A 22,250-nucleotide genomic window follows, 5' to 3' on the forward strand; every position below is an offset into this window, starting at 1 on the left:
TTAAAAAATTTTTTCACTGTTATAACTGGATCTGTCGCCAAGTTAATAAAATACTGAGTTATTCCACCATTTGACTCTAGAACTTCTAGTCATAAATTATTTTGAAGTAATGCTTTTTAATCGCGGGCTATTTAGAGAAACCTGATTCTTCTTGAGGTTTGTTCTGCGATTTGTCTTTCCTCCCTTAAATTCAAGTGAACTCTTCCTCCACCTCCCTCAAACTTGCAAAAACTCTAATCTTACTCCAATATTGGCTTTATCTTGGATAGGTTTAAAAATAGGAATTCTTATTTCATAAAAAGTGTTCGAACACATTTATGTTAAAAAAAAATATTATTTTGAATTTATTTATATATATTAGCTGAAGTTATCTTCTTACGATGAATCATAGCGGATTATTTGTAAATTTTCATATTATATCTAGAAAGTTTCAAAATTAGGCTGCTGTTACTTTTTATAAAAAGAAAAAGCATCGCTGCAAATTAAGTAATCTAGTAAGAAAGTTGTTAGAATCAAAGATATTAGTATTAATATGAATAAAAATGTGTACGTGCACGATAATTTCCTTTTGCAGAACACGTATGCTCAGGAACTTTATCATAACTATTCGGCAGACCAGCCCATAATCGATTATCATAATCATTTGCCTCCCAAAGAGATTGCCGAGGACCGCAAATTTGACAATATCACCCAGGTTTGGCTGGCGGGAGACCATTATAAATGGCGCGCCATGCGTACGTTAGGGGTGGATGAAAAATATATCACCGGCGATGCTTCAGATAAGGAGAAGTTTATGGCCTGGGCCAAAACGGTGCCGCATACGTTGCGTAATCCGCTGTACCACTGGACCCATTTAGAGTTAAAACGTTACTTCGGAATAGATGAATTATTAAATGAAGAATCCGGGGAGCGGATTTATGAAGAAGTCAACAGGCAGTTGCAGCAGCCGGAGAATTCCTGCCGCGGACTACTGAAAAAGATGAACGTGGAGACGGTATGCACCACCGAAGATCCTACCGATACCCTGCAATACCACCAGCAAATTGCCAAAGAAGATATTGGCATTAAGGTGAGTACTGCTTTCAGGCCCGATAAAGCGGTGCTGATTGATGCGGAAGGCTTTAATGAGTATCTGGATAAGCTGGCAAAAGTTGCAGAAATGGAGATCGATTCTTACGAAGATCTTCAGAATGCCCTTCGTAAAAGAATTGACTATTTTGATGCCAATGGCTGCAAACTTTGTGACCACGGGCTTAATTATGTTTCTTTTGAAAAGTATACCGAAGAAGAAATTGCCGGTATTTTCAGAAAGAAGAGAGAAGGAGAAGATATTTCCAATCTGGAAGCTGAAAAATTCAAAACGGCTATTTTATTATTCTTAGGGGAAAATTATCATGGAAAAGGTTGGGTGCAACAATTTCATCTTGGTGCCCTTCGCAACAATAACAAAAGAATGCTAAGGCAACTTGGCCCCGACACTGGCTGGGACTCCATCGCAGATTACAGCCAGGCGGAGAACCTTTCCGGGTTCCTGGATACCTTAGACGGAAAAGACAAGCTTCCCAAAACTATACTTTACAATTTAAACCCTTCCGATAATGAGATTTTTGCGACCATGATCGGGAATTTTAACGACGGGAGTGTAAAAGGAAAAGTGCAGCTTGGTTCCGGATGGTGGTTTTTAGACCAGAAGGACGGGATGGAAAGGCAGATGAATGCCTTGTCCAATATGGGCCTAATTAGCTGTTTTATTGGGATGCTTACCGACTCCAGGAGCTTTTTGTCCTTTCCAAGACATGAATATTTCAGAAGAGTGCTTTGCAACCTTTTCGGAAAAGAAATGGAAAGCGGCGAATTGCCAAATGACATGGAATTAGTAGGAAAGACCATAGCCGATATCAGCTATCATAATGCTAAAGAATACTTCAGTTTCTAATGCAGCAACAGGAAAAAGCTAAAGGAAAAGTAATTACTTTCGGGGAAGTGCTTATGCGATTGTCCCCTTCGGAAAACCGAAAATTACAGCAATCCAATACCATGGATTTCTTTTTTGGGGGCACAGAAATGAACGTGGCGGCCTCGCTTGCGTATTTCGGTATAGAAACGCAGCAGGTTACTAATGTGTCTAATGATCTGGTTGGTGATGCGGCCATAGCAGCGATGCGGCAGTTTGGAATAGATGTTTCCGCGGTAAATAAAGTGGAGCATCCGCTGGGATTGTATTTTTTGGAAGTTGGATCTTCGATGCGTTCCGGCAAAATTGCCTATAACCGTTTACATGGCGCTTTTGCAAATATCACCCCGAAGCAGGTAGACTGGGAAAGCGTACTGGAAAATGGCAATTATCTGCATTGGACGGGAATTTCCCCGGCCATTTCAGAAGGTGCCTATCAAACCTTAAAAGAGGGCCTGGAGTTAGCGAATAAGAAAGGAATGACCATCACGGCAGACCCGGCATATCGTAGCAATTTATGGAAATATGGAAAAAATGGCCATGAAGTTTTAAAAGAACTCACCGGGCTTTCCACCATTTTTATAGGAGGCGTAAACGAGATCAATGAAATTTTAGGTACCGATTTTTCTTTTGAAAAAGAAGGCTTTATTGCCGCAGCCAAAAGACTGATGGAAGAATGTCCGAATATCGAAAGAGTATTTGATAAAGTGAGAACGGGTGTCAGTGCTTCCTGGCAGAAAATTTACGGCAGGGCCTGGACCGGAACACAATACCTTACTACTGAAGAACTGGAAATCACTACTGTGGTGGACCGGATAGGAACCGGTGATGCTTATGCGGCTGGCCTTATTTATGGATTGCAAAATTTTGACGATCAAAAAGCCCTGAGCTTTGCCAATGCGGCCTGCGGATTAAAACACACTATTTTGGGTGATGCCAATCTGGTAAGTGTGGAAGAAGTGCTGGAAGTAATGGAAGGCAGCACCGGGGGTAGAATTAAAAGATAATAACAAATGGCAACATTTTCAAGAATAGCAGTAGCCCAGGCTACAAAAGAAACCGGAGTTGTACCGGTGTTTTACCACAAGGACCTGAAAACCTGCAAAAAAGTGGTCAAAGCCTGTTATGATGGCGGAGCACGGGTATTTGAGTTCACCAACCGGGGCGATTATGCCCATGAGGTTTTTGGGGAGCTCAATAAATATGTTACACAGCACCTGGAGGGGATGATCCTGGGGGTAGGTTCTATTTTGGATGCCGGGACCACAGCATTATACCTGCAATTAGGCGCAAACTTTATAGTTTCCCCAATAGTGAATGCGGAAATGGCCAAAACCTGTAACCGCAGGAAAGTATCCTGGATGCCGGGTTGTGGTTCGGTGACGGAAATATCCTATGCAGAAGAACTTGGCGCGGAAGTGGTAAAGATCTTTCCGGGAAGCCAGGTGGGAGGACCGGCTTTTGTAAAGGCGGTAAAAGGCCCGCTTCCCTGGGCGAGCATCATGCCAACGGGCGGGATAAGCCCCACGGAAGAAAACTTAAAAGAATGGTTTGATGCCGAGGTGCACTGCGTGGGGATCGGTTCTAAACTTTTTCATAAAAAGGAAGATGGCAGCTTTAATTATGAAGGAATAAAGGAGACAATAAAGAATACAATAGAAATCGTAGAATCGTTGAGAATATGAAATTTTATAAAATCACATTCCTGATTTTAGTCTTTTTGCCTGTATTGTTTTCAGGATGTGATTCCGAAGACGAAACAAAAGTCATTCGGTTAGGTCATGGTTTAGATACCTCACATTCTGTACATAAAGCTATGGTTTTTATGTCAGAGCGGTTGGAGGAAAAATCAGGTGGCACAATGACTATCAAAGTTTATCCCAACCAACAGTTAGGTTCAGAGCGGGAATGTGTAGAGTTACTGCAAATAGGTAGCCTGGGAATGACAAAAGTTTCTGCCGCTACAATGGAAAATTTTGCTGAAGAGTTTAAAGTATTAAATCTACCGTATCTCTTCAGAAACAGTGAGCATCGTTTTAAAGTTCTTGAAGGTGAAATTGGACGCAATTTACTTGAAAGTGGTAGAGATAAAAATCTTATAGGCCTCATTTTTTATGATTCCGGTACCCGAAATTTTTATGCAGATAAGCCCATAGAGTCACCTTCAGATTTGAAAGGATTAAAACTAAGGGTGATGCCTAGCCAGACAGCAATAAACACAGTTAAACATTTAGGTGGTTCTCCTACCCCAATTAGTTGGGGAGAATTGTACACGGCCCTGCAACAGGGGATCGTGGATGGTGCTGAAAATAACCTGCCAAGCTATTATCTGAATAATCATTTCGAAGTATGCTCCTACTATACTATGGACGAACATACAGCTGTTCCAGATGAATTATTAATAAGTAGCATCATCTGGGATAAACTAACTGTTCAGCAACAGGAATGGCTAAAGGAAGCAGCTGAAGAATCTTCGGTTTATCAGAAGAAACTATGGCAACAATCTGAGGAGGAAGCATTAAATGGGATGAAAAAAGCTGGTGTAACTATAATTCATCCAGATAAAGAGGAATTCCGGGAGATGGTGCAGCCGATGTATGAAGAATTCAGCCAAAACCCTGAGATGAAACAAATAATTGAGGCCATACAAGCTGTAGAATAAAAAAAACAGGAGGCCCGTAAATGGCAATTATGAACCTTATGGTTGTAGAATTTTTATAGATGAAAAAAAGTTTAGATAAAATATTAGGAGGCTTTCTGGTCTTTTTGATGACAATTATTGTCCTGGCGGTATTGTGGCAGGTATTTTCAAGATATGTGATGCAGTCCCCAAGTTCGGTCACTGAAGAACTGGCCAGGTACCTGCTGATCTGGATTGGGATATTGGGAGCTGCTTATGCTGCGGGACAGCAGGCACATTTATCCATCAATTTACTGGAAGAGAAATTAAACCCGCAAAACCGAAAACGATTGAAGATCGCAATAAATTTGCTGATCATCTTTTTCTGTATCACGGTGTTGATTATAGGTGGTGGCAATCTGGTATATGTAAGTTATGATCTGGGGCAGCGTTCCGCAGCACTGGAAGTCCCGTTGTACATCGTGTATTTGGTGATTCCGCTTAGTGGCTTGCTTATTATTATTTATAAAATCAATGAGATTTTAAATCCCCAAAAGTATTTAGTATGATTTCAGAAATATTAATATTGGTGCTTTCTTTTGTGGTCCTGTTGGCTATAGGTGTGCCGGTGGCCTGGTCCATAGGCCTGTCCTGTCTTTTTACCATGCTGGCTTCTATAGATTCCCTGGCGGCCTTTACTACGGTGGCCCAGAGGATGGCCACAGGTTTGGACAGCTTCTCCTTGCTGGCGATTCCGTTTTTTATATTAGCAGGTCAAATAATGAACCAGGGGGGGATTGCCAACCGGCTTATTAATTTCGCCAAGGCGCTTATTGGTTCGTTACCGGGAGGACTGGTATATGTAAATGTTATTGCAGCGATGCTTTTTGGGGCCATTTCAGGTTCCGCTGTTGCAGCTGCTTCGGCTATAGGAGGAATTTTAGGACCGCCCATGGAAAAGGAAAATTATTCCAGAGAATTTGGTGCGGCTATTAATGTTACTTCTTCCACAACAGGACTGGTGATCCCGCCTTCCAATGTGCTTATAGTATATTCCCTTGCCAGTGGCGGGGTATCTATAGCTTCCCTTTTTCTTGCAGGCTATTTGCCGGGGATATTGATGGGGATGGCCCTGATGCTGGTAGCGGCGGTATGGATCAAGAAGAAGAAATATCCTGCGGGCAATGCCACCAGTTTTGGAAAAATTGCTTCTACTTTTTTAAGCGCACTGCCGAGTTTACTTTTGTTGATCGTGGTGATTGGCGGAATTGTATCGGGGATCTTTACCGCTACGGAAGCTTCGGGGATAGCTGTTTTATACTGTTTTGTACTCTCGCTGATTTACAGGGAACTCAATAGAAAGATTCTTTATAAAGTGTTTCTAAGTTCAGTGGGGACTACGGCCATTGTGATGCTGCTTATCGCCACGTCTATGAGTATGTCCTGGGTGATGTCCTATGAAAATATTCCGCAGTCGGTGAGTGCGGCGCTGCTGGGCCTTAGTGAAAACAAGTACGTGATTTTGCTCATTATCAACCTGCTGTTGCTGTTTGTGGGGACCTTTATGGATATGACCCCCGCGGTACTCATTTTTACCCCGATATTTTTACCCGTAATGGAAAACCTGGGGGTAGACCCGGTGCATTTCGGGATCATTATGGTTATGAATTTATGTGTGGGATTGTGTACCCCACCGGTGGGCGCAGTATTATTTATAGGAGTGGGTGTGGCCAAAACCACCATTCAAAAGGTGATGAAACCGCTGTTGCCACTCTATCTGGTCATGGCTATCGTGCTGCTGCTGGTCACCTTTATCCCCGCCATCAGCCTTTGGCTGCCAAGTATTTTTGAATAAAAAATTAAAAAATGAATAATAAAATGAAAATAATAGTAATAACAGGAGCTGGAGGAATCTTATGTAGTACTCTAGCAGAAGCTCTGGCTAAAGAAGGGCATCAAATAGCTTTACTTGATCTCAATATTGAAGCAGCTCAGGATATAGCTGATTCCATAAATAAAAAAGGAGGGAAGGCCATTGCTTTGAAGGTGAATGTTCTGGATAAGGAATCACTGATTTTGGCTAAAAATAAGGTTAATGAAAAATTTGGCGCTTGTCAGGTATTAATAAATGGAGCAGGGGGGAATCACCCTGCTGCCACTACCGATGATTTGTTCTATGACACATCATCTAACCAGAAGGAAGAACTAAAAACCTTCTTTAATCTGGATATGAGCGGGATCAAATTTGTTTTTGACCTCAACTTTATGGGAACTTTGTTGCCTACTCAAGTTTTTGCAGAAGATATGGTTGATGCAAAGGATGGGAATATTATCAATATTTCTTCCATGAATTCATTCCAGCCTCTCACCAAAATACCCGCATATAGTGGTGCAAAAGCAGCAATTTCTAATTTCACACAATGGTTGGCGGTATATTTTTCAAAAGTTGGTATACGAGTGAATGCTCTTGCACCAGGTTTTTTCTTAACCGAACAAAACAGAAGATTGTTGACAAAGGAAGATGGCAGTTTAACAGATCGTGGGGAGACAATAATAAAAAGAACACCATTGGGAAAATTTGGAAATCCGGACGATCTTATCTCTACCACACGGTGGTTATGTGAAGACGGTTCAGAATTTATAACAGGTATAGTGGTTCCAATCGATGGAGGGTTTAGTGCATTTAGTGGAGTTTAAAAAAAAATAAAAATGAAATTAGGATTAGAGCAAACATGGCGATGGTATGGGCCAAAAGATAATGTTTCGCTGGCTGATGTTAAACAGGCAGGAGCAACCGGTGTGGTGACAGCGTTACATCATATTCCAAATGGAGAGGTTTGGACAAAAGAAGAAATTCTAAAAAGGAAGAACCAAATTGATGGTAGTGGCCTTAGTTGGTCTGTGGTGGAAAGTGTTCCCATTCATGAGGATATAAAAACTCGCAGCGGTAATTATAAAATATATATTCAGAATTACTGCGAAACAATAAAAAATCTTGGTGAATGTGGTATAGATACCATTTGCTATAATTTTATGCCTGTCCTGGACTGGACAAGAACTGATCTTGACTATGAAATGAGAGATGGTTCTACGGGATTGCGTTTTGAAAAAATAGCTTTTGCGGCTTTTGAATTATTTTTATTAAAAAGACCTGGAGCTGAAAAGCGATATTCAGAAAAAGAGATTAAAGAAGCTGAAGAATATTTAACTTCAATATCAGAAGATTCAAAGGAAAAATTAGTTAATAATATTATAGCTGGTTTACCGGGCGCCGAGGAGAATTATAGTCTAAGTGATTTCAATAAAATTTTAGATCGGTATAATGATATTAATGAAAAAAAACTAAAGGAACATCTATTTTACTTTCTTCAGCAGATAATTCCTGTAGCCCAAGAGGCAAATGTTAATATGTGTATTCATCCTGATGATCCACCATTTTCATTATTAGCGTTACCGAGAGTTGTCAGTACGTCTAAGGATATTCAGGAACTTTTCGATGCAGTTCCGTATCGAAGAAATGGGCTTACCTTCTGTACCGGATCCTTCGGGGTAAGAAAGGATAATAATCTAGCCGAAATGGTAAAAAGGTTCGCAGACAGAATTCATTTTATTCATTTGCGAAGCACTTTAAGAGATGTAAGGGGGAATTTCCATGAGGCAGATCACTTGGATGGTGATGTAGATATGTACAGTGTGATAAAAGCTTTATTAGAAGAGCAAAAAAGGAGATTTGCTGAAGGTCGAAAAGATGCTAAAATCCCTATGCGACCAGATCATGGGCATAAAATGCTGGATGATCTTCAAAAAACAACCAATCCTGGATATTCAGCCATAGGGAGATTGAGAGGGCTGGCAGAACTTCGGGGACTAGAACATGGAATTATCAGAGCGCTATAAATAATCATTTTGTTGTAATTTCGTATCAAGATAAGAATTCAAAAAATTACCAAAAGCAGAATTTATCTTTCAACTTTACAATTTTTAAGGAATAGATAAGAAGGATGACAATAAAAGAAATAGCACAAAGAGCAAATGTATCGTTAGGAACTGTTGATAGAGTACTTCACAAAAGAGGAAAAGTCTCCAGGAAAACAAAAGAAAGAATTTTAGCAATTCTGGAAGAAGTGGATTATAAACCAAATGTATATGCCAGGGGATTAGCATTAAATAAATCTTTTGTAGTTGCAGCATTAGTCCCCGATTCTGAGGAGGGCGAATACTGGGAGGTTCCTAGCTTAGGAATAAAAAGAGCTGTAAAAAATTTGGGGCAATTCGGTATAAAGGTAAACTTCTTCTATTTTGATCAAAATAATGTAGAGTCATTTATAGAAAGGACCGCCGAGGTGTTGGAATTAGAGCCAGATGGAGTTATTTTAGCACCTGTAATTAATTTTGAAGCTACAAAATTCTGTTTTAAACTAAAAGCTAAGGAAATCCCTTTTACTATAATCGATTCGAAAATTCATGGAGACAATTATCTCAGCTTTATTGGTCAGGATTCATTTCAAAGTGGGCGTTTAGCAGCAAAATTGTTAGTATCTTCTGTTCCGAAGCAAGGGAAAATTTTCATTATTTCTATTAAAAATAATGAGAACCATAACCGTACATTACAACAACGAATAGAGGGTTTTAAAGATTTCATGCTCAGTGCTTCAAATCAAGATCTTCTATTGGAGGAGATTAATGTTGATCAACGGAATTCTGATTGGAAAATTAACTTAGAGAAGATTTGTTCTAGGAAAAATATTGATGGAATTTACGTGCCAAGTTCTAAAGTTCATTTTGTGGCTGAAATTATCTTCAATAAAAAATTATCTATTAAACTGGTTGGGAATGATTTAATTAATAATAATTTTAAATACCTTGAATCGGGGATAATTGATTATGTCATAGGACAGAGACCTGAGAATCAAGGCTATATGGCTTTAGAGAATTTCTACAAATTTCTGGTTGCTAAACAGGAGATATCAAAAAATGTTTTTCTACCTCTTGATATAATAACCAAGGAAAACCTTATGTATTATAAACCTCAAATAGAACTGTCATAACCAGTTTTTTGTTAAAAAAAGTGTACGAACACACTTTTGTTAATTTTTTTTTGATTTATCTGTTTTATTCATCTATATTGCTCCCAATACTAGGTTATAGAAAACGTTATAGTGAGTTTTAATTCAAAAAACTGCTAATCATGAATCTTAAATATTAATAAATTTTTACAAATGAATACTTCAATTACAAAAATAGCAGCTCTGGTTTCCTGTTCTTTCCTCTTGAGTTGTGGCAATGGTAATAAGGGAAATCGAGAACAATCTGCAGAAGATAAATCTCTGGAGTCTTTAAATACTAAAAACGGCCTAACTGATGAAGAGAAGAGTAGTGGTTGGGAAATGCTTTGGGATGGAGAAACCACAGATGGGTGGCGTGGTGCCCGTCTAGATGAATTTCCGGAAGAAGGATGGGTTATAGAGAATGGAGAACTTGTTGTGCTTGCCAGTGGTGGTGCCGAATCTGCTGCAGGTGGCGATATTGTTACTAAAGAACTTTATGATGATTTTGAATTAAAGGTGGATTTTAAAATAACAGAAGGAGCTAATAGTGGGATTAAGTACTATGTCAATACCGACCTTAACAAAGGTTCTGGTTCTTCTATTGGTCTGGAGTATCAAATTTTAGATGATGAGAACCATCCAGATGCAAAAAAAGGTAACCATGAGGGCAGTAGGACAGTGGCCTCTCTTTATGATTTAATTAAAGCTGATTCAGATAAGCCGATCAATCCTGTGGGAGAATGGAATACTGCACATATTATTTCTAAAGACAATCATGTAGAACATTGGTTGAATGGGGAAAAGGTGCTGGAATATGAAAGAAAAAGTGAGGATTATCGCCAGCTGGTTTCCGAGAGTAAGTATAAAAAATGGGAAAAGTTTGGAGAATTAGATAGTGGCCAAATTCTGTTGCAAGATCACGGAAATCGCGTGGCTTTTAAAAATATAAAAATTAAAGAACTTTAAATCATAGTTTCAATGACAACAAGAAGAAATTTTATTAGGAAAGCAGCTCTTGGAAGTGCAGGGGTGACTTTTGGGAATTTAATATTTCCTGAAATGGGGTACGCGAATATTTTAGGTTCCAACGATAATATAAACGTTGCTATCATAGGTGTAAGGAGTAGGGCAAAGGCTCTAATTGAAGGGATTCATGAATATCCAGATGCTAAAATTTTATATAGCTGTGATGTAGATGGAAAAATTCTGGAGTATCACAATGAATGGTGTCAAAAGAATATTGGTTATATACCCAAAAATGAAAAAGATTTCAGAAAAGTTCTTGAAGATAAAGATGTTGACGCTGTTTTTATAGCTACACCAGATCACTGGCATGCTCCAATTGCTATAGCGGCTCTTCAGGCAGGGAAGCATGTTTATGTAGAAAAACCATGTAGTCATAACCCTTATGAGAATGAGCTACTGGTGCAGGCGCAGAAGCAATATGGTAAAAAGGTTCAAATGGGTAACCACCAACGTTCTGCCAGTACCTCACAATTGGGTGTAAAAGAAATTCAAGAAGGTATTATCGGAGATGTATATAAAGGAGAGGCATACTACTCTAACAACAGGGATTCCATAGGTAAGGGAAATATAATTGAAGTTCCTAAAACATTTGATTGGGAAATGTGGCAGGGTCCGGCACCCAGAGAAGCTTATAAAGACAATATTCATCCTTACAACTGGCATTGGTTTCGTAAATGGGGTACCGGGGAAGTACATAACAACGGAACTCACGAAATTGACATTTGCCGTTGGGCATTGGGAGTAGATTTGCCAAAAAATGTTTCCTCTTATGGAGGTAAATATACTTATGAAGATGACTGGGAATTTGCCGACAATCAAGAAGTCACTTATGGATTTGAAGATGACAAATATATTACATGGACTGGACATAGTCGGGGAAAAATTGTGCCGGAACAACCTGGAAGAGGAGCAACTATTTATGGTAGCAAGGGCATCATAACTTTAAGCAGGAATGACTATAAACTTTATGATCTTGATGGGAATCTAATAAAGGAAAAAAAGGAGGAAAGTCAGGAAGCTACTATTGATACTCAAGGAGGAGGTAGTCTCACTGCAACTCATGTGGCCAATTTTTTTAATTCTATTAGGAAAGATGAAAAATTGAATTCACCTATTAATGATGCGGCTATCACTACTATGCTGTGTCATTTAGGAAATATTGCCCAAGATGCAGGACCATATATTAAAATAGATTCATCCTCAGGTAAAATTGTGGATAATGCTGAGGCTATGTCTTACTGGAAAAGAGAGTATGCAGAAGGATGGGAACCAAAATTATAAAGGATAAATAATGAAGAGAAGAGAGTTTGTACTAAAAGGAAGTTTAGCAACAATGGCGGTGGCAACCTCCACTTCCATGCTAGGTAACTTTAACTCCTTTCGGGGTGCCAATGATAATGTTAATATCGGCGTTATTGGTACGGGAAGCAGAGGAAGTGGATTAATTCCTTTTATTAATGAAATTGAAAATTTTAATGTGGTAGCCTGCTGCGATATTCTTCCTTTTCGTTTAGAGAGAGGTCTTTCTGCAACCGATGGAAAAGCTAAAGGATATGCAAATTATCAGGAATTATTGAACAATAAGGATATTGATGCTGTATTAGTTGCAACTCCTTTTAGTACACATGCAGAAATTGAGGTGGATGCTTTAAATGCAGGAAAACATGTTTATGGAGAAAAAACCTTAGCCAAAGGCTATGATGATATTAAAATGTTATTGAATAAATATAAACATTCAAAGAATATCTTTCAAACCGGGCATCAGTATCATAGTTCTCGCTTATATCGGCATGTGGTAGATTTGATAAAAAATGGGAAGGTTGGGAATATTACTGCATTTGAATGTCAGTGGAACAGGCATGGAGATTGGAGAAGAAAGGTGAGAGATCCAGAATTGGAGAGATTGATAAACTGGAGGTTGTATCGAGAATATTCTGGTGGACTTTTGGCTGAACTTTGTTCACATCAAATAGATTTTGTGAATTGGGTTTTAGATGCTACTCCAAAACAAGTTATGGGTGTGGGTGGAATAGATTACTGGAAGGATGGAAGGGAAACTTTTGATAACATTCACGTTATCTACAGCTATCCTAATGGGGTGGAAGCCAAATTTACCTGTCTTACCACAAATTCCAAGGATGATTATCAAATCAAAGTTCAGGGAGATAGAGGTACAATTATCTTAGATTATACCAAAGCATGGTTTTATCCGGAAGGGGATTATAAAAAAGTAATTGGAAATGTAGATGGTGTTTCCGGGGCTACTATAAAGTGGGATGAGGGAAAAGGAATTCCAATAGAAGTAGGCCATGAGGATCCAAGTAAACAAGCACTTTTAGATTTTAAGAATAATATAATAAATAATAAAAAACCAGAATCAGATATTATTACTGGTGCTAAAGCAGCAATCTGTGTGCAAATGGGGTTGGATGCCATGTGCAATAACCGGATTGTGAAATGGAAAGATGAATTTGAGATGTAATCCAGCTATTTAAAATTTTACGAAAACGATTAAGATTTAGAGATGAGTTTTAAAATTTAATATAAAATTTTAAAATAGCGTTAACGCAACTGATTTTTTAGATGTGGCTATTAAACTCTCTGAAAACCCTTGGTACTAATGATTTCTTTTTGAGATCAAAATTAACCATAAGTGAAAAAAAGAACATAAGCTGCAGGATACTAACACTATAGCGACTTAATGAACTAAAGATTTCAAAATGAGAAAAGAATTTTTCAAAAGCTTAGCAGTAAACTTGAAATTTAGCATGTCTGTTTGCATTTTTATTGTTTTTCTTCCATTTATTTCTTGCGATAATAATGCCAAGAACTTATCTACAAATGCGGAAATTGGCGTTGTTAATGATGCTCCTAATATATTATTTGTCATTTCTGATGATCAATCTTATCCCCATGCTTCCGCATATGGGGAAAATTGGATAAAAACTCCGGCTTTCGATAAAGTAGCAAGAGAAGGAGTCCTATTTACAAATGCTTTTTCTGCTTCTCCTGGATGTAGTCCAAGTAGGGCCGCAATTTTAACAGGAATGAATGACTGGCAGATAGAACAAGCGGGTACTCACGACAGCGAATTTCCTATAGACTATACTGTCTTTCCTGATATTCTTGAAAAAATGGGGTATAAAGTTGGCTTTACAGGGAAAGGTTGGGCTCCGGGAAATTGGGAGGTAAGTGGGAGAAAGCGAAATCCCGCTGGAGAATCTTATAATAATAAAGAACTCAAACCTTCAATTACAGGTGTAAGTACTACTGATTATGTGGGGAATTTTGTAGAATTTTTGGAGGAGAGAAAAGAAGATGAACCATTTTATTTCTGGTTCGGGTCTCACGAGCCCCATAGGAAATTTGAAAAGGGATCAGGATTAGAAGCGGGTAAAAATCCAGATGAAGTTACCGTACCATCTTTTCTTCCAGATACTCCTGAAGTTCGAAGTGACCTGTTGGATTATGCTCTTGAAATAGAATATTTCGACGAGCAGCTTGCCTCAATGATAAAGAAATTGGAAGAAATTGGGGAATTGGAAAACACGATTATTGTGGTTACTTCAGATAATGGGATGTCTTTTCCCTATGCTAAGGCTAATGCAAATGAATATGGTATACATGTACCTTTAGCTATAAGATGGGGGAATGGTATAGAAGGAGGGAAAACGGTGGATGATCTCGTTAGTCTTATAGATATAGCCCCTACTTTCTTGGAGGTAGTAACAGGTGAAGGTTCCACGGATCTTTTAAAAAAATATCAGATGGAAGGTAGGAGCTTAATACATCTTCTTACAGGTGAAAGAGAGAAGCAGGTGGATTCCAGAGAGGCTGTTTTTGCATCAAGAGAGAGACATTCTAGTTCCCGTTGGAAAAATTTGGGTTATCCGCAGAGAAGTATTCGAACAAAAAACTTTTTGTATGTCAGAAACTTTAAACCGGAAAGATGGCCTGCCGGTGCTCCGCAGAAATATAATGCTAATGGAACTTTAGGGGCTAAGTATGGTGGCTATCATGATATTGACGCTTGCCCAACTTTTGACTTTATGTTAGATAATCGGAATGATCCCCACATCGGCCCTTTCTTTGAATTAGCAGTAAATAAGAGACCCTCGGAAGAACTTTTCGACATTGCAAATGATCCTTATTGTTTGGTGAATTTAGCTAATGATCCAAATTTCACGGAAATATTAATGAAGAAGAGAAAGGCTTTAGGAGGATATCTCATGCAAACTAATGACCCCAGAGTAACGGGTAATGGAGACATTTTTGAAACCTATGTTAGATATTCTTCAATTAGAGAATTTCCTAAGCCAGATTGGCTAGAGACACAACCTGTAAATATTCTAACTGTAATAAATGACAAAAGTACTGGAAAACTAGATTAGGTATTCACATCACAAGTTTTCTCATTCTAGGTAGTGTATGAAATAACTAAATAATAAAACTAATGTAAATTTTTATGTATGCCAACTAAAAGTAACATTCAAGATCACACTGATATACTTCCAGTGTTTGGAGAATCAATTATTCGCAAAACTAAAATTATGAAAACAAAAACGAGAAAATTCTACCTGGTATTGTTGGGCATACTTTTATTTCTGCCCATGTACGGCCAGGAATCTATAAGTATAACAGGAACTGTTGTATCTGCTGAAGATGGACTTCCCTTACCAGGTGTTAATATTTTAGAAAAAGGTACATCTAATGGTGTTATGACCGATTTTGACGGGAAGTTTGGTATTGAGGTTTCCGAAGGTGCCGTGCTTCAGATTAGCTATCTTAGCTTTACTACAAGAGAAGTTCGGATTAGAGAGCAAAAGGAATTGAAAATTGCTTTGGAGCCTTCCGCCTCTGAATTGAGTGAGGTTGTAGTGGTGGGTTACGGTACCATGGAAAAAAGTGATCTGACCGGGGCAGTTTCACAAGTTGACCAGGAAACCGTTCAGCAACGGGCAACGATCTCCCTTACAGATGCGCTTCAGGGTGCAGCTCCAGGATTAAATGTAGGGCAAGTAAATTCCGCTGGAGGAACTCCTTCCATCAGAATTAGGGAAAGAACGTCAATATCTGGAGAACAATCTCCATTGCTTGTATTAGATGGAGTTATATTTAGAGGTAGAATAAATGATATAAATCCCAACGACATTCAATCTATTGATGTATTAAAAGATGCAAGTTCGACCGCTATTTACGGTTCCCAAGCGGCTAATGGGGTGATTATTATTACTACAAAGACAGGTAGGGTAAATGAGAAACCAACAATTAATTATTCTTCATCTTATTCTTTCCAGGAGCCAACGAAAAGTTTTCAAACGGAAAGTCCGGAAGAATTCATCGAGCGTGTAAAAGCTGGATATTTTTTTGATAGCAGAACAGAGGAATCAGGATATTTAGAGCCAAATCCAGACTTCGATATCACTACTATATTTTCTACTCCGGAGCAAAGAGAAGCTTTTGAAAATAATAACCCTACAGATTGGTATAATATTCTTACAAACGATAGAATGTACACACAAACTCATAATTTATCAATGACTCAGCGAGGAGAAAGTAGTGGGTATTTTGTGTCCCTTGGTCTTGTAGATCAACAGGGTTTTCTAGTAAATGAAAATTATGATAGATGGAATGCTAGGATAAATCTGGACAATTCAATCACAGACTGGTTGGATGTTGGTGTACAGACATTTTTTACATCCAGTGATTATTCAGGAGCAAATGCGGGTATCGATGCAATCTGGAATCAGAGTCCATATGCTCCAGCTTATAATGAAGATGGGTCTCTTGTCCAATCTCCAAACAGTACCACCATCAATCCTTTATACGTATTGGACAGAGATAACTTCGATAAAAGACTTAACTTATTTGGAAATATATATGCAAATGTTGAGCTCCCTTTTATAGAAGGATTGTCTTTTAGAACTAATTTTAGTGCCAACTATTACACAAACCATACATACAATTTTCAGATATACGGGAGAAGCTTTACTGGAAGTGGAGATAAAACAGAAGGAAGAAGAACTGATTGGATTAACGACAATATTTTAACTTATAAAAGAGCTTTTAATGATATTCATGAAGTAAATATCATGCTTGGTTATGGTAGGGAAAAGCGTGAATTTACCCGTACAACAGCAGGTGCTGCCGAATTTAACTCGCCGGTATTGGGTTATAATAATCTTCAAGCAGGAAATGCGGAATTACAGAGAGCTGAATCTGATGCCTGGATGGAGTCTTCGCTCTACCAAATGGGCCGTTTACACTATAGTTATGACGAAAGATACTTTATAACAGGTACAGTTCGTAGAGATGGGTTTTCAGGTTTTAGCGAAGAAAATAAATATGGAGTTTTTCCTTCACTTGCTGTAGCCTGGGATGCGTCCAAGGAGTCATTTCTGAAGGACAATTTGCTTCAAAAATTTAATCAATTAAAATTAAGAGCCTCCTATGGATCTAATGGGAACCGTACAATTGGCAGGTATCAAACCTTAGCCACAGTAGGAGATGCCTATGGATATGTTGATGCAGATGGTACTCCGTTATATATAAAGAGTATTTCTGGGCTCGCAAGTCCTAATTTGAAATGGGAAACGACCACCGGTTTTAACCTGGGGCTGGATTACGCTTTGTTTAGGCATAGATTAAGTGGTTCTATAGAATATTACAATAACAATACTAAGGATTTACTCTATAATGTGGATGTTCCTGCAATCTCGCGCTTTACCAAGTTCCCCGATAATTTGGGAAAATTACATAATTCGGGACTTGAAATTTCAATTTCCACTGATAATATCAGAGGGGAAAACTTTAATTGGTCATCCCAGTTCTATTTTTCCCGAAGTAGGAATGAACTGAAAGAGCTGCTTGGATTTGATAATGATGGTGATGGGGTGGAAGATGATTTAGTTTCGGAAGGTTTATTCATAGGAGAATCTCTGGGAACTATATTCGACTATTATACAACAGGTGAACTTTACCAATTCGGGGATGAGATTCCGGCTACAGCAGATGTTGGAAGTTATATTATTGAAGATGTAAATGGTGATGGGGTTATTGATCCTGATGATCGAAAAATTATCGGACAGGCTGAACCTGATTTTAGATTTAGTTTAGGAAATGAATTTTCCTATAAGAATTGGGAACTTTCAATTTTTATTAATTCCGTTCAGGGAAATGATAATTATTATTTAGGGCAAGATGTCAATCAATTTATTTATCCCAATTCTACTGCCTGGGAAAGAGATGCTTTCCCCCGAAACCTGGATGTTTGGACACCCGAAAACCCGGACGCCAGATATCAGAGATTAGGAGTGCAATTTTCAGGGGGATTAGGAGCTCAGCGTTATATGCCAAGAAGTTTTGTTCGACTCCAGGATGTAAATTTGGCTTATAATTTTGATTCCAATTTTTTAGAACAATACGGTATTCGTAACCTTAGGTTGTACTTTCATGGGAAAAATCTTAAAACCTGGACTAAATGGCCTGGTTGGGATCCTGAAACAGGAGAAGCTATAACAAGAAATGGTAGACCTGTAGTAAGGAATTTCACTTTCGGTCTTAATGTTGAATTTTAAAAAAAATATTATGAAAAGTTTAAAGTATGTATTGTCACGAAATTACTTGAAAAGATATGCGCTTATCATATGTGTTATATTCTTTTATTCATGTGATGATGATGGATTTTTAGAAGAGGAACCCCTTAGTTTATATACTCCGGATAACTCTTTTATTACTTCCTCAGATTTTGAGGCTGCAATTAATAATCTTTATTCAGGCTTTAGGGGAGGGTTTTATACCGATACGAACGATTGGGGATTGTCCCCAAGAAATAAGGTTGAGGGCACAGATTTAACGACGTGGTCTCAAAACGCAGATAACTATCCTAACGAATTAATTCCTACAAGTGGTTTAGTTTATAGCGCTTATTGGCGACCAGCTTATAATATTATTTATGATGCGAATGTTATTATTGCTTATTCGGAAGCTGAAACTTCTGAACTTTCTGAAGAAGAAAAATTAAGGGTACAGGCGGAAGCAAGATTCTTTAGGGGGTATATGTACAAGTTATTGGCTAATTTCTACGGAGGAGTCCCGATCGTTTTAGAAGAAACTACAGAGCCAAAAAGAGATTATGTCAGGGCAACTCGCAATGAGACCTATGAGCAAAGTGTAAATGACTTAAAATTTGCGGCAGAAAATCTATCCGGCATATCCGAAGTTGACAGTTACAGGATAAGTAATTTGACGGCTTACCACGCTTTGGCTGAGGCTTATATTTCTTTAGGTCAATGGGATAATGCCATTGCCGCTGCAAGTGTGACTATTGATGATCCAAATACTGCTTTAATGACCGAAAGATTTGGTGAACGCGTTGACGATGAGTTTAATCCTGCTATTCCCTGGGCCTCAGGAGGGGATGTATATTGGGATCTTTTTAGAAATGGAAATCAAAACCGTTCAGCTGGAAACACGGAAGCATTATGGGTAATTGAATTTGAATTTGGTACTCCAGGCGGAATGGGTGGAGGCACAAGGTGGGAAACTTTTGCCGTTCCACAATTATATAATCTTCAGGTTATTAACAGTGACGGAAGCAGGGCAGATTTAATCCCTGAAGTAAATACTTATTATGGAGGAAGAGGAAACGGACATTTAAATCCAAGTGATTATTTTCTTACTCAAATCTGGAATGAAAGTGGTTTTGAAGAGGATATCAGGAATGCGGACCACAACATCATTCGCGATTTCAAAGTAAATAATCCCGCTTCTGAATATGACGGAAAATGGATTTATGCAGATAATCTCGAGCTTAGAATCAGTAATCCTAACCGGGTTCTTTTTCCTTTAATTGCAAAGGTAACAAGTATGGGAGACCATCCCAAAGAGCTATGGCTGGAAGACCAGACCGTTTTAGGATCCATTATCTCAAGAGGGCCAGATGCTAATACCACCTATCATGACGACTATGAAATGCGACTTGCGGAAACCTATCTTGTAAGAGCAGAAGCATACCTTGGTAAGGGAGATTTAGAAAATGCGGCTGAAAATATAAATGCGGTTCGTGCTCGCGCTCAGGCTCCGGATGTTCAACCCTCCGAAGTAGATATTGAGTACATATTGGATGAAAGGGCCAGAGAATTATATGGTGAGGAAAATAGAATGGAAACATTATTAAGACTAGGATTGCTTGTGGAAAGGAATAATAGATATAATGAACAGTTCGATTTCTATGATTATCAAAACCTTTGGCCAATTCCTTTCAGTGAAATTGAAAAAAATACTGGGGCTGAATTGGAACAAAATCCAGGGTATTAATTGGTCTTCGACTTATCGATAAATTGTTCTTCAGTAAAAGGTCTAAGAGAAGAACGAATAGTACTAAATGAAAATTAAAAGGTGATGAGTAATTCAGATAATAAATCAACATTTACAGGAAACAATAGACGGGATTTTTTAAAAAAAACAGGTTTGTTAGCTGCAGGTGGGGGGTTAGGAGGCATAATGACTAGTCCTCTTTATGCTAAGGAAAATGCTTCAGTAATCAGCAGTGAACAACCGATATTTTATTGTGATACGGTTGGGGAGGAAGCCAATGCGGTTCTTTCGTATTGGGAGTCACTGTTTTTTCGATGCTACCAGGGGATTGTCAATAGAGATTCGGCAAAGGTTTATTTCAATAAATATGAAAAGAGAACCTTTCTGAACTGGTATAAAAACTATGATCATTTGAATTTTAAGGAATTTAGTGATCCATATGCATTGGTGACCGAATTGGGTTTTGATAAAGTAAAGGGATATGTATTAATAGATACTAATGCTCCTGATACTGTAAATATTGCCGCAAATTATGCAAGTTTAGAGGATCTCATTCCAATTACAGAAGAATTACTGGCAGATGAACGTCTTCCAGACCTGAAAGTTATCTATGATTTGCGTAAACCCATACAAGGAGTAAATTTTCAAAAAATGAGCAGGCTGGAAGCAAACCAGTGGATTTTTGAGAATCAATGGCCGAATGCCACCCGTGATCTTGTATCTATTACAAGTGCTCCTTCCTACAACAATAATAAAGCTGAAACTACTTTTTATTCCTCGAATAGTTCCCGGGATTATCCTGTAGCAGAAAAAGCTCTGTTTTTTGATCTTTCCAGTAATCCGTCACATCCGGAGGAATACGACCTGAAGGATAAAATTTTAGCTGAAATGAGCCCTCATACAATTGTATGGGGGTGGCATGTAGATCGTGATTCGGAACACCAGCATATCGGGCAACTCTCAAAACACGGTAAAATAGCCGTTGGAGGAGCTAATATAGCCCCAAACTTCTCCTTCCACAGCCGTGTAAAGATTCCAAAGGGTGTAGAAAACTTTAAGAATTTTAATAGAAAAAAGAAAATTGTAAAGGATGTGGAAGATAAGATCTATCTAACCTTTGCCATGTCAGACGGAGATTCTCTTAATCATATTATGAGGAATGCACATGGAAATCAATGGCTTGCAGAGGACCGGGGTGCAATCCCATTTAACTGGGAAATGCAGATGAAACTTGCTGATATTGGACCCGCAATCCTTGATTATTTTCAAGCCACGGCGACTGAAAATGACTACTTTATAGCGTCGGCTTCTGGCATTGGATATACTTTTCCCAGCTACATGCCGATAGATAAATTAAGGTCCCATCTTTATGCCACTAAACCATATTTGCGAAAGACCGGTATGAACTCCATGGTAGTGCTTAATAGTTATGGAGCAGTATCCACTGAGAAGAGAGAGGCATATAATGAAGCTTTAGGAGAAGATATTACCGGTGTAATGCAAGGATACACCCGTGCGCCGGGAACTCAGCATCTTTATGGCCAGGATTCTGGAGAAGATTCAGTTGATGATTATATGGTATGGATGTCCACAGCATTGCCTATAGCACATACAGATACTGTAGATGAAATTGAGGAGTATTTGAACCTTTTAGCCAAAAGACGTACTGAACGTCCTCTATTTGTACCTATTCACCTGCCAAGAAGTTATTTTTACTATTCTGAACTGGTAGATTTAATGAAGCGTCTAGACAGCGACACTTTTGAAGCTGTGGATGGAAGTTCCTTCAATGCCAAATTTGCAAATTCACATTCCAAAAAGGTGGGACTAAATCTTCCTGAATTTTTTATTCCGGATCCTGTGGAACTCAAAAACGGCCGTCTTAATAAAATGTTTGCCAAATTTAAAAATTTCAGTGGAGAAGAAGCTGAAGTTAAATTACAAGCCAGATTAACATGTGATGCCTGGGATGATCCTGTCACTTCCACACAAAACCTTACACTGGATAAAAAGGAGGAAACAGAAATAGGATTCTCTTTAAGTCTTCGTAGAAGGGACGGTGAGGGAAAAGGTCAGTTAGAATATCTAATGAATGATGAATCTATAGCTAAAGTACCTGTGACTTTTATCAATCCTAAGGTTAAGAGATAAGGTTGAGAAATTTTAAGCTACGGGCTGGGTTAATGGAAATTCAAAATCGAAAAATAAATTCAACCACAAGTTCCTTGCCCTAAGTTTGCTTTTTTAGTTAAACTAAGCATTTCCTGAATGTCTGTGGCGGGAA

15 protein-coding genes and 1 pseudogene are annotated in these 22,250 nt (G+C 38.5%); all 16 read left to right on the forward strand.

What is annotated here, in order from left to right; all coding sequences use genetic code 11:
* The first annotated feature begins 532 nt into the window (after nt 1–532).
* The 16 genes and pseudogenes from uxaC to RM553_RS07945 all read left to right on the forward strand — a co-directional run bounded on the left by uxaC (nt 533) and on the right by RM553_RS07945 (nt 22,117).
* Nucleotides 533–1,936, forward strand: a complete 1,404-nt coding sequence (uxaC, locus tag RM553_RS07870) for a glucuronate isomerase (protein ID WP_311534377.1) — start codon at nt 533–535, stop codon at nt 1,934–1,936.
* The gene (locus RM553_RS07875) at nt 1,936–2,961 is read left to right on the forward strand and encodes a sugar kinase (protein ID WP_311534378.1); all 1,026 of its coding nucleotides are present in this window, start codon (nt 1,936–1,938) and stop codon (nt 2,959–2,961) included. Before uxaC ends, RM553_RS07875 begins: the two co-directional genes overlap by 1 nt.
* Before the next feature lie 6 nt (nt 2,962–2,967).
* Nucleotides 2,968–3,639 (forward strand): bifunctional 4-hydroxy-2-oxoglutarate aldolase/2-dehydro-3-deoxy-phosphogluconate aldolase, encoded by a 672-nt coding sequence (locus tag RM553_RS07880; protein ID WP_311534379.1) that lies wholly within the window; start codon nt 2,968–2,970, stop codon nt 3,637–3,639.
* Nucleotides 3,636–4,616: a TRAP transporter substrate-binding protein gene (locus RM553_RS07885; RefSeq protein WP_311534380.1), complete on the forward strand. Its 981-nt coding sequence runs from the start codon at nt 3,636–3,638 to the stop codon at nt 4,614–4,616. The genes RM553_RS07880 and RM553_RS07885 overlap by 4 nt, the downstream gene beginning before the upstream one ends.
* Nucleotides 4,617–4,675: 59 nt before the next feature.
* Nucleotides 4,676–5,143, forward strand: coding sequence for a TRAP transporter small permease (locus RM553_RS07890; RefSeq protein WP_311534381.1), 468 nt, complete (start codon nt 4,676–4,678; stop codon nt 5,141–5,143).
* Nucleotides 5,140–6,429: a TRAP transporter large permease gene (locus tag RM553_RS07895; RefSeq protein ID WP_311534382.1), complete on the forward strand. Its 1,290-nt coding sequence runs from the start codon at nt 5,140–5,142 to the stop codon at nt 6,427–6,429. The genes RM553_RS07890 and RM553_RS07895 overlap by 4 nt, the downstream gene beginning before the upstream one ends.
* Before the next feature lie 11 nt (nt 6,430–6,440).
* Nucleotides 6,441–7,271, forward strand: coding sequence for an SDR family oxidoreductase (locus RM553_RS07900; protein WP_311534383.1), 831 nt, complete (start codon nt 6,441–6,443; stop codon nt 7,269–7,271).
* Nucleotides 7,272–7,283: 12 nt separating this feature from the next.
* Nucleotides 7,284–8,471 carry a mannonate dehydratase gene (gene uxuA, locus RM553_RS07905; protein ID WP_311534384.1) on the forward strand — a complete coding sequence of 396 codons (1,188 nt, stop codon included), beginning with the start codon at nt 7,284–7,286 and terminating at the stop codon, nt 8,469–8,471.
* A 104-nt stretch (nt 8,472–8,575) separates the two neighbouring features.
* Nucleotides 8,576–9,622: a substrate-binding domain-containing protein gene (locus RM553_RS07910; RefSeq protein ID WP_311534385.1), complete on the forward strand. Its 1,047-nt coding sequence runs from the start codon at nt 8,576–8,578 to the stop codon at nt 9,620–9,622.
* 288 nt (nt 9,623–9,910) lie between these two features.
* A pseudogene (locus tag RM553_RS07915) lies at nt 9,911–10,588 on the forward strand (3-keto-disaccharide hydrolase); the annotation flags it as partial.
* A 12-nt stretch (nt 10,589–10,600) separates the two neighbouring features.
* Nucleotides 10,601–11,929, forward strand: a complete 1,329-nt coding sequence (locus tag RM553_RS07920; RefSeq protein WP_311534386.1) for a Gfo/Idh/MocA family protein — start codon at nt 10,601–10,603, stop codon at nt 11,927–11,929.
* 10 nt (nt 11,930–11,939) lie between these two features.
* A complete protein-coding gene (locus tag RM553_RS07925) occupies nt 11,940–13,130 on the forward strand; it encodes a Gfo/Idh/MocA family protein (protein ID WP_311534387.1) in 1,191 nt (396 codons plus the stop codon).
* A 238-nt stretch (nt 13,131–13,368) separates the two neighbouring features.
* The gene (locus tag RM553_RS07930; protein ID WP_311534388.1) at nt 13,369–15,039 is read left to right on the forward strand and encodes a sulfatase family protein; all 1,671 of its coding nucleotides are present in this window, start codon (nt 13,369–13,371) and stop codon (nt 15,037–15,039) included.
* A gap of 78 nt (nt 15,040–15,117) precedes the next feature.
* The gene (locus RM553_RS07935; RefSeq protein WP_311534389.1) at nt 15,118–18,225 is read left to right on the forward strand and encodes a SusC/RagA family TonB-linked outer membrane protein; all 3,108 of its coding nucleotides are present in this window, start codon (nt 15,118–15,120) and stop codon (nt 18,223–18,225) included.
* Between the two features lie 10 nt (nt 18,226–18,235).
* Nucleotides 18,236–19,966: a RagB/SusD family nutrient uptake outer membrane protein gene (locus RM553_RS07940; protein WP_311534390.1), complete on the forward strand. Its 1,731-nt coding sequence runs from the start codon at nt 18,236–18,238 to the stop codon at nt 19,964–19,966.
* An 84-nt stretch (nt 19,967–20,050) separates the two neighbouring features.
* Nucleotides 20,051–22,117 (forward strand): twin-arginine translocation signal domain-containing protein, encoded by a 2,067-nt coding sequence (locus RM553_RS07945; protein ID WP_311534391.1) that lies wholly within the window; start codon nt 20,051–20,053, stop codon nt 22,115–22,117.
* Nucleotides 22,118–22,250 lie beyond the last annotated feature (133 nt).

It is taken from the genome of Autumnicola tepida, from assembly GCF_031846485.1.
Lineage (GTDB): Bacteria > Bacteroidota > Bacteroidia > Flavobacteriales > Flavobacteriaceae > Autumnicola > Autumnicola tepida.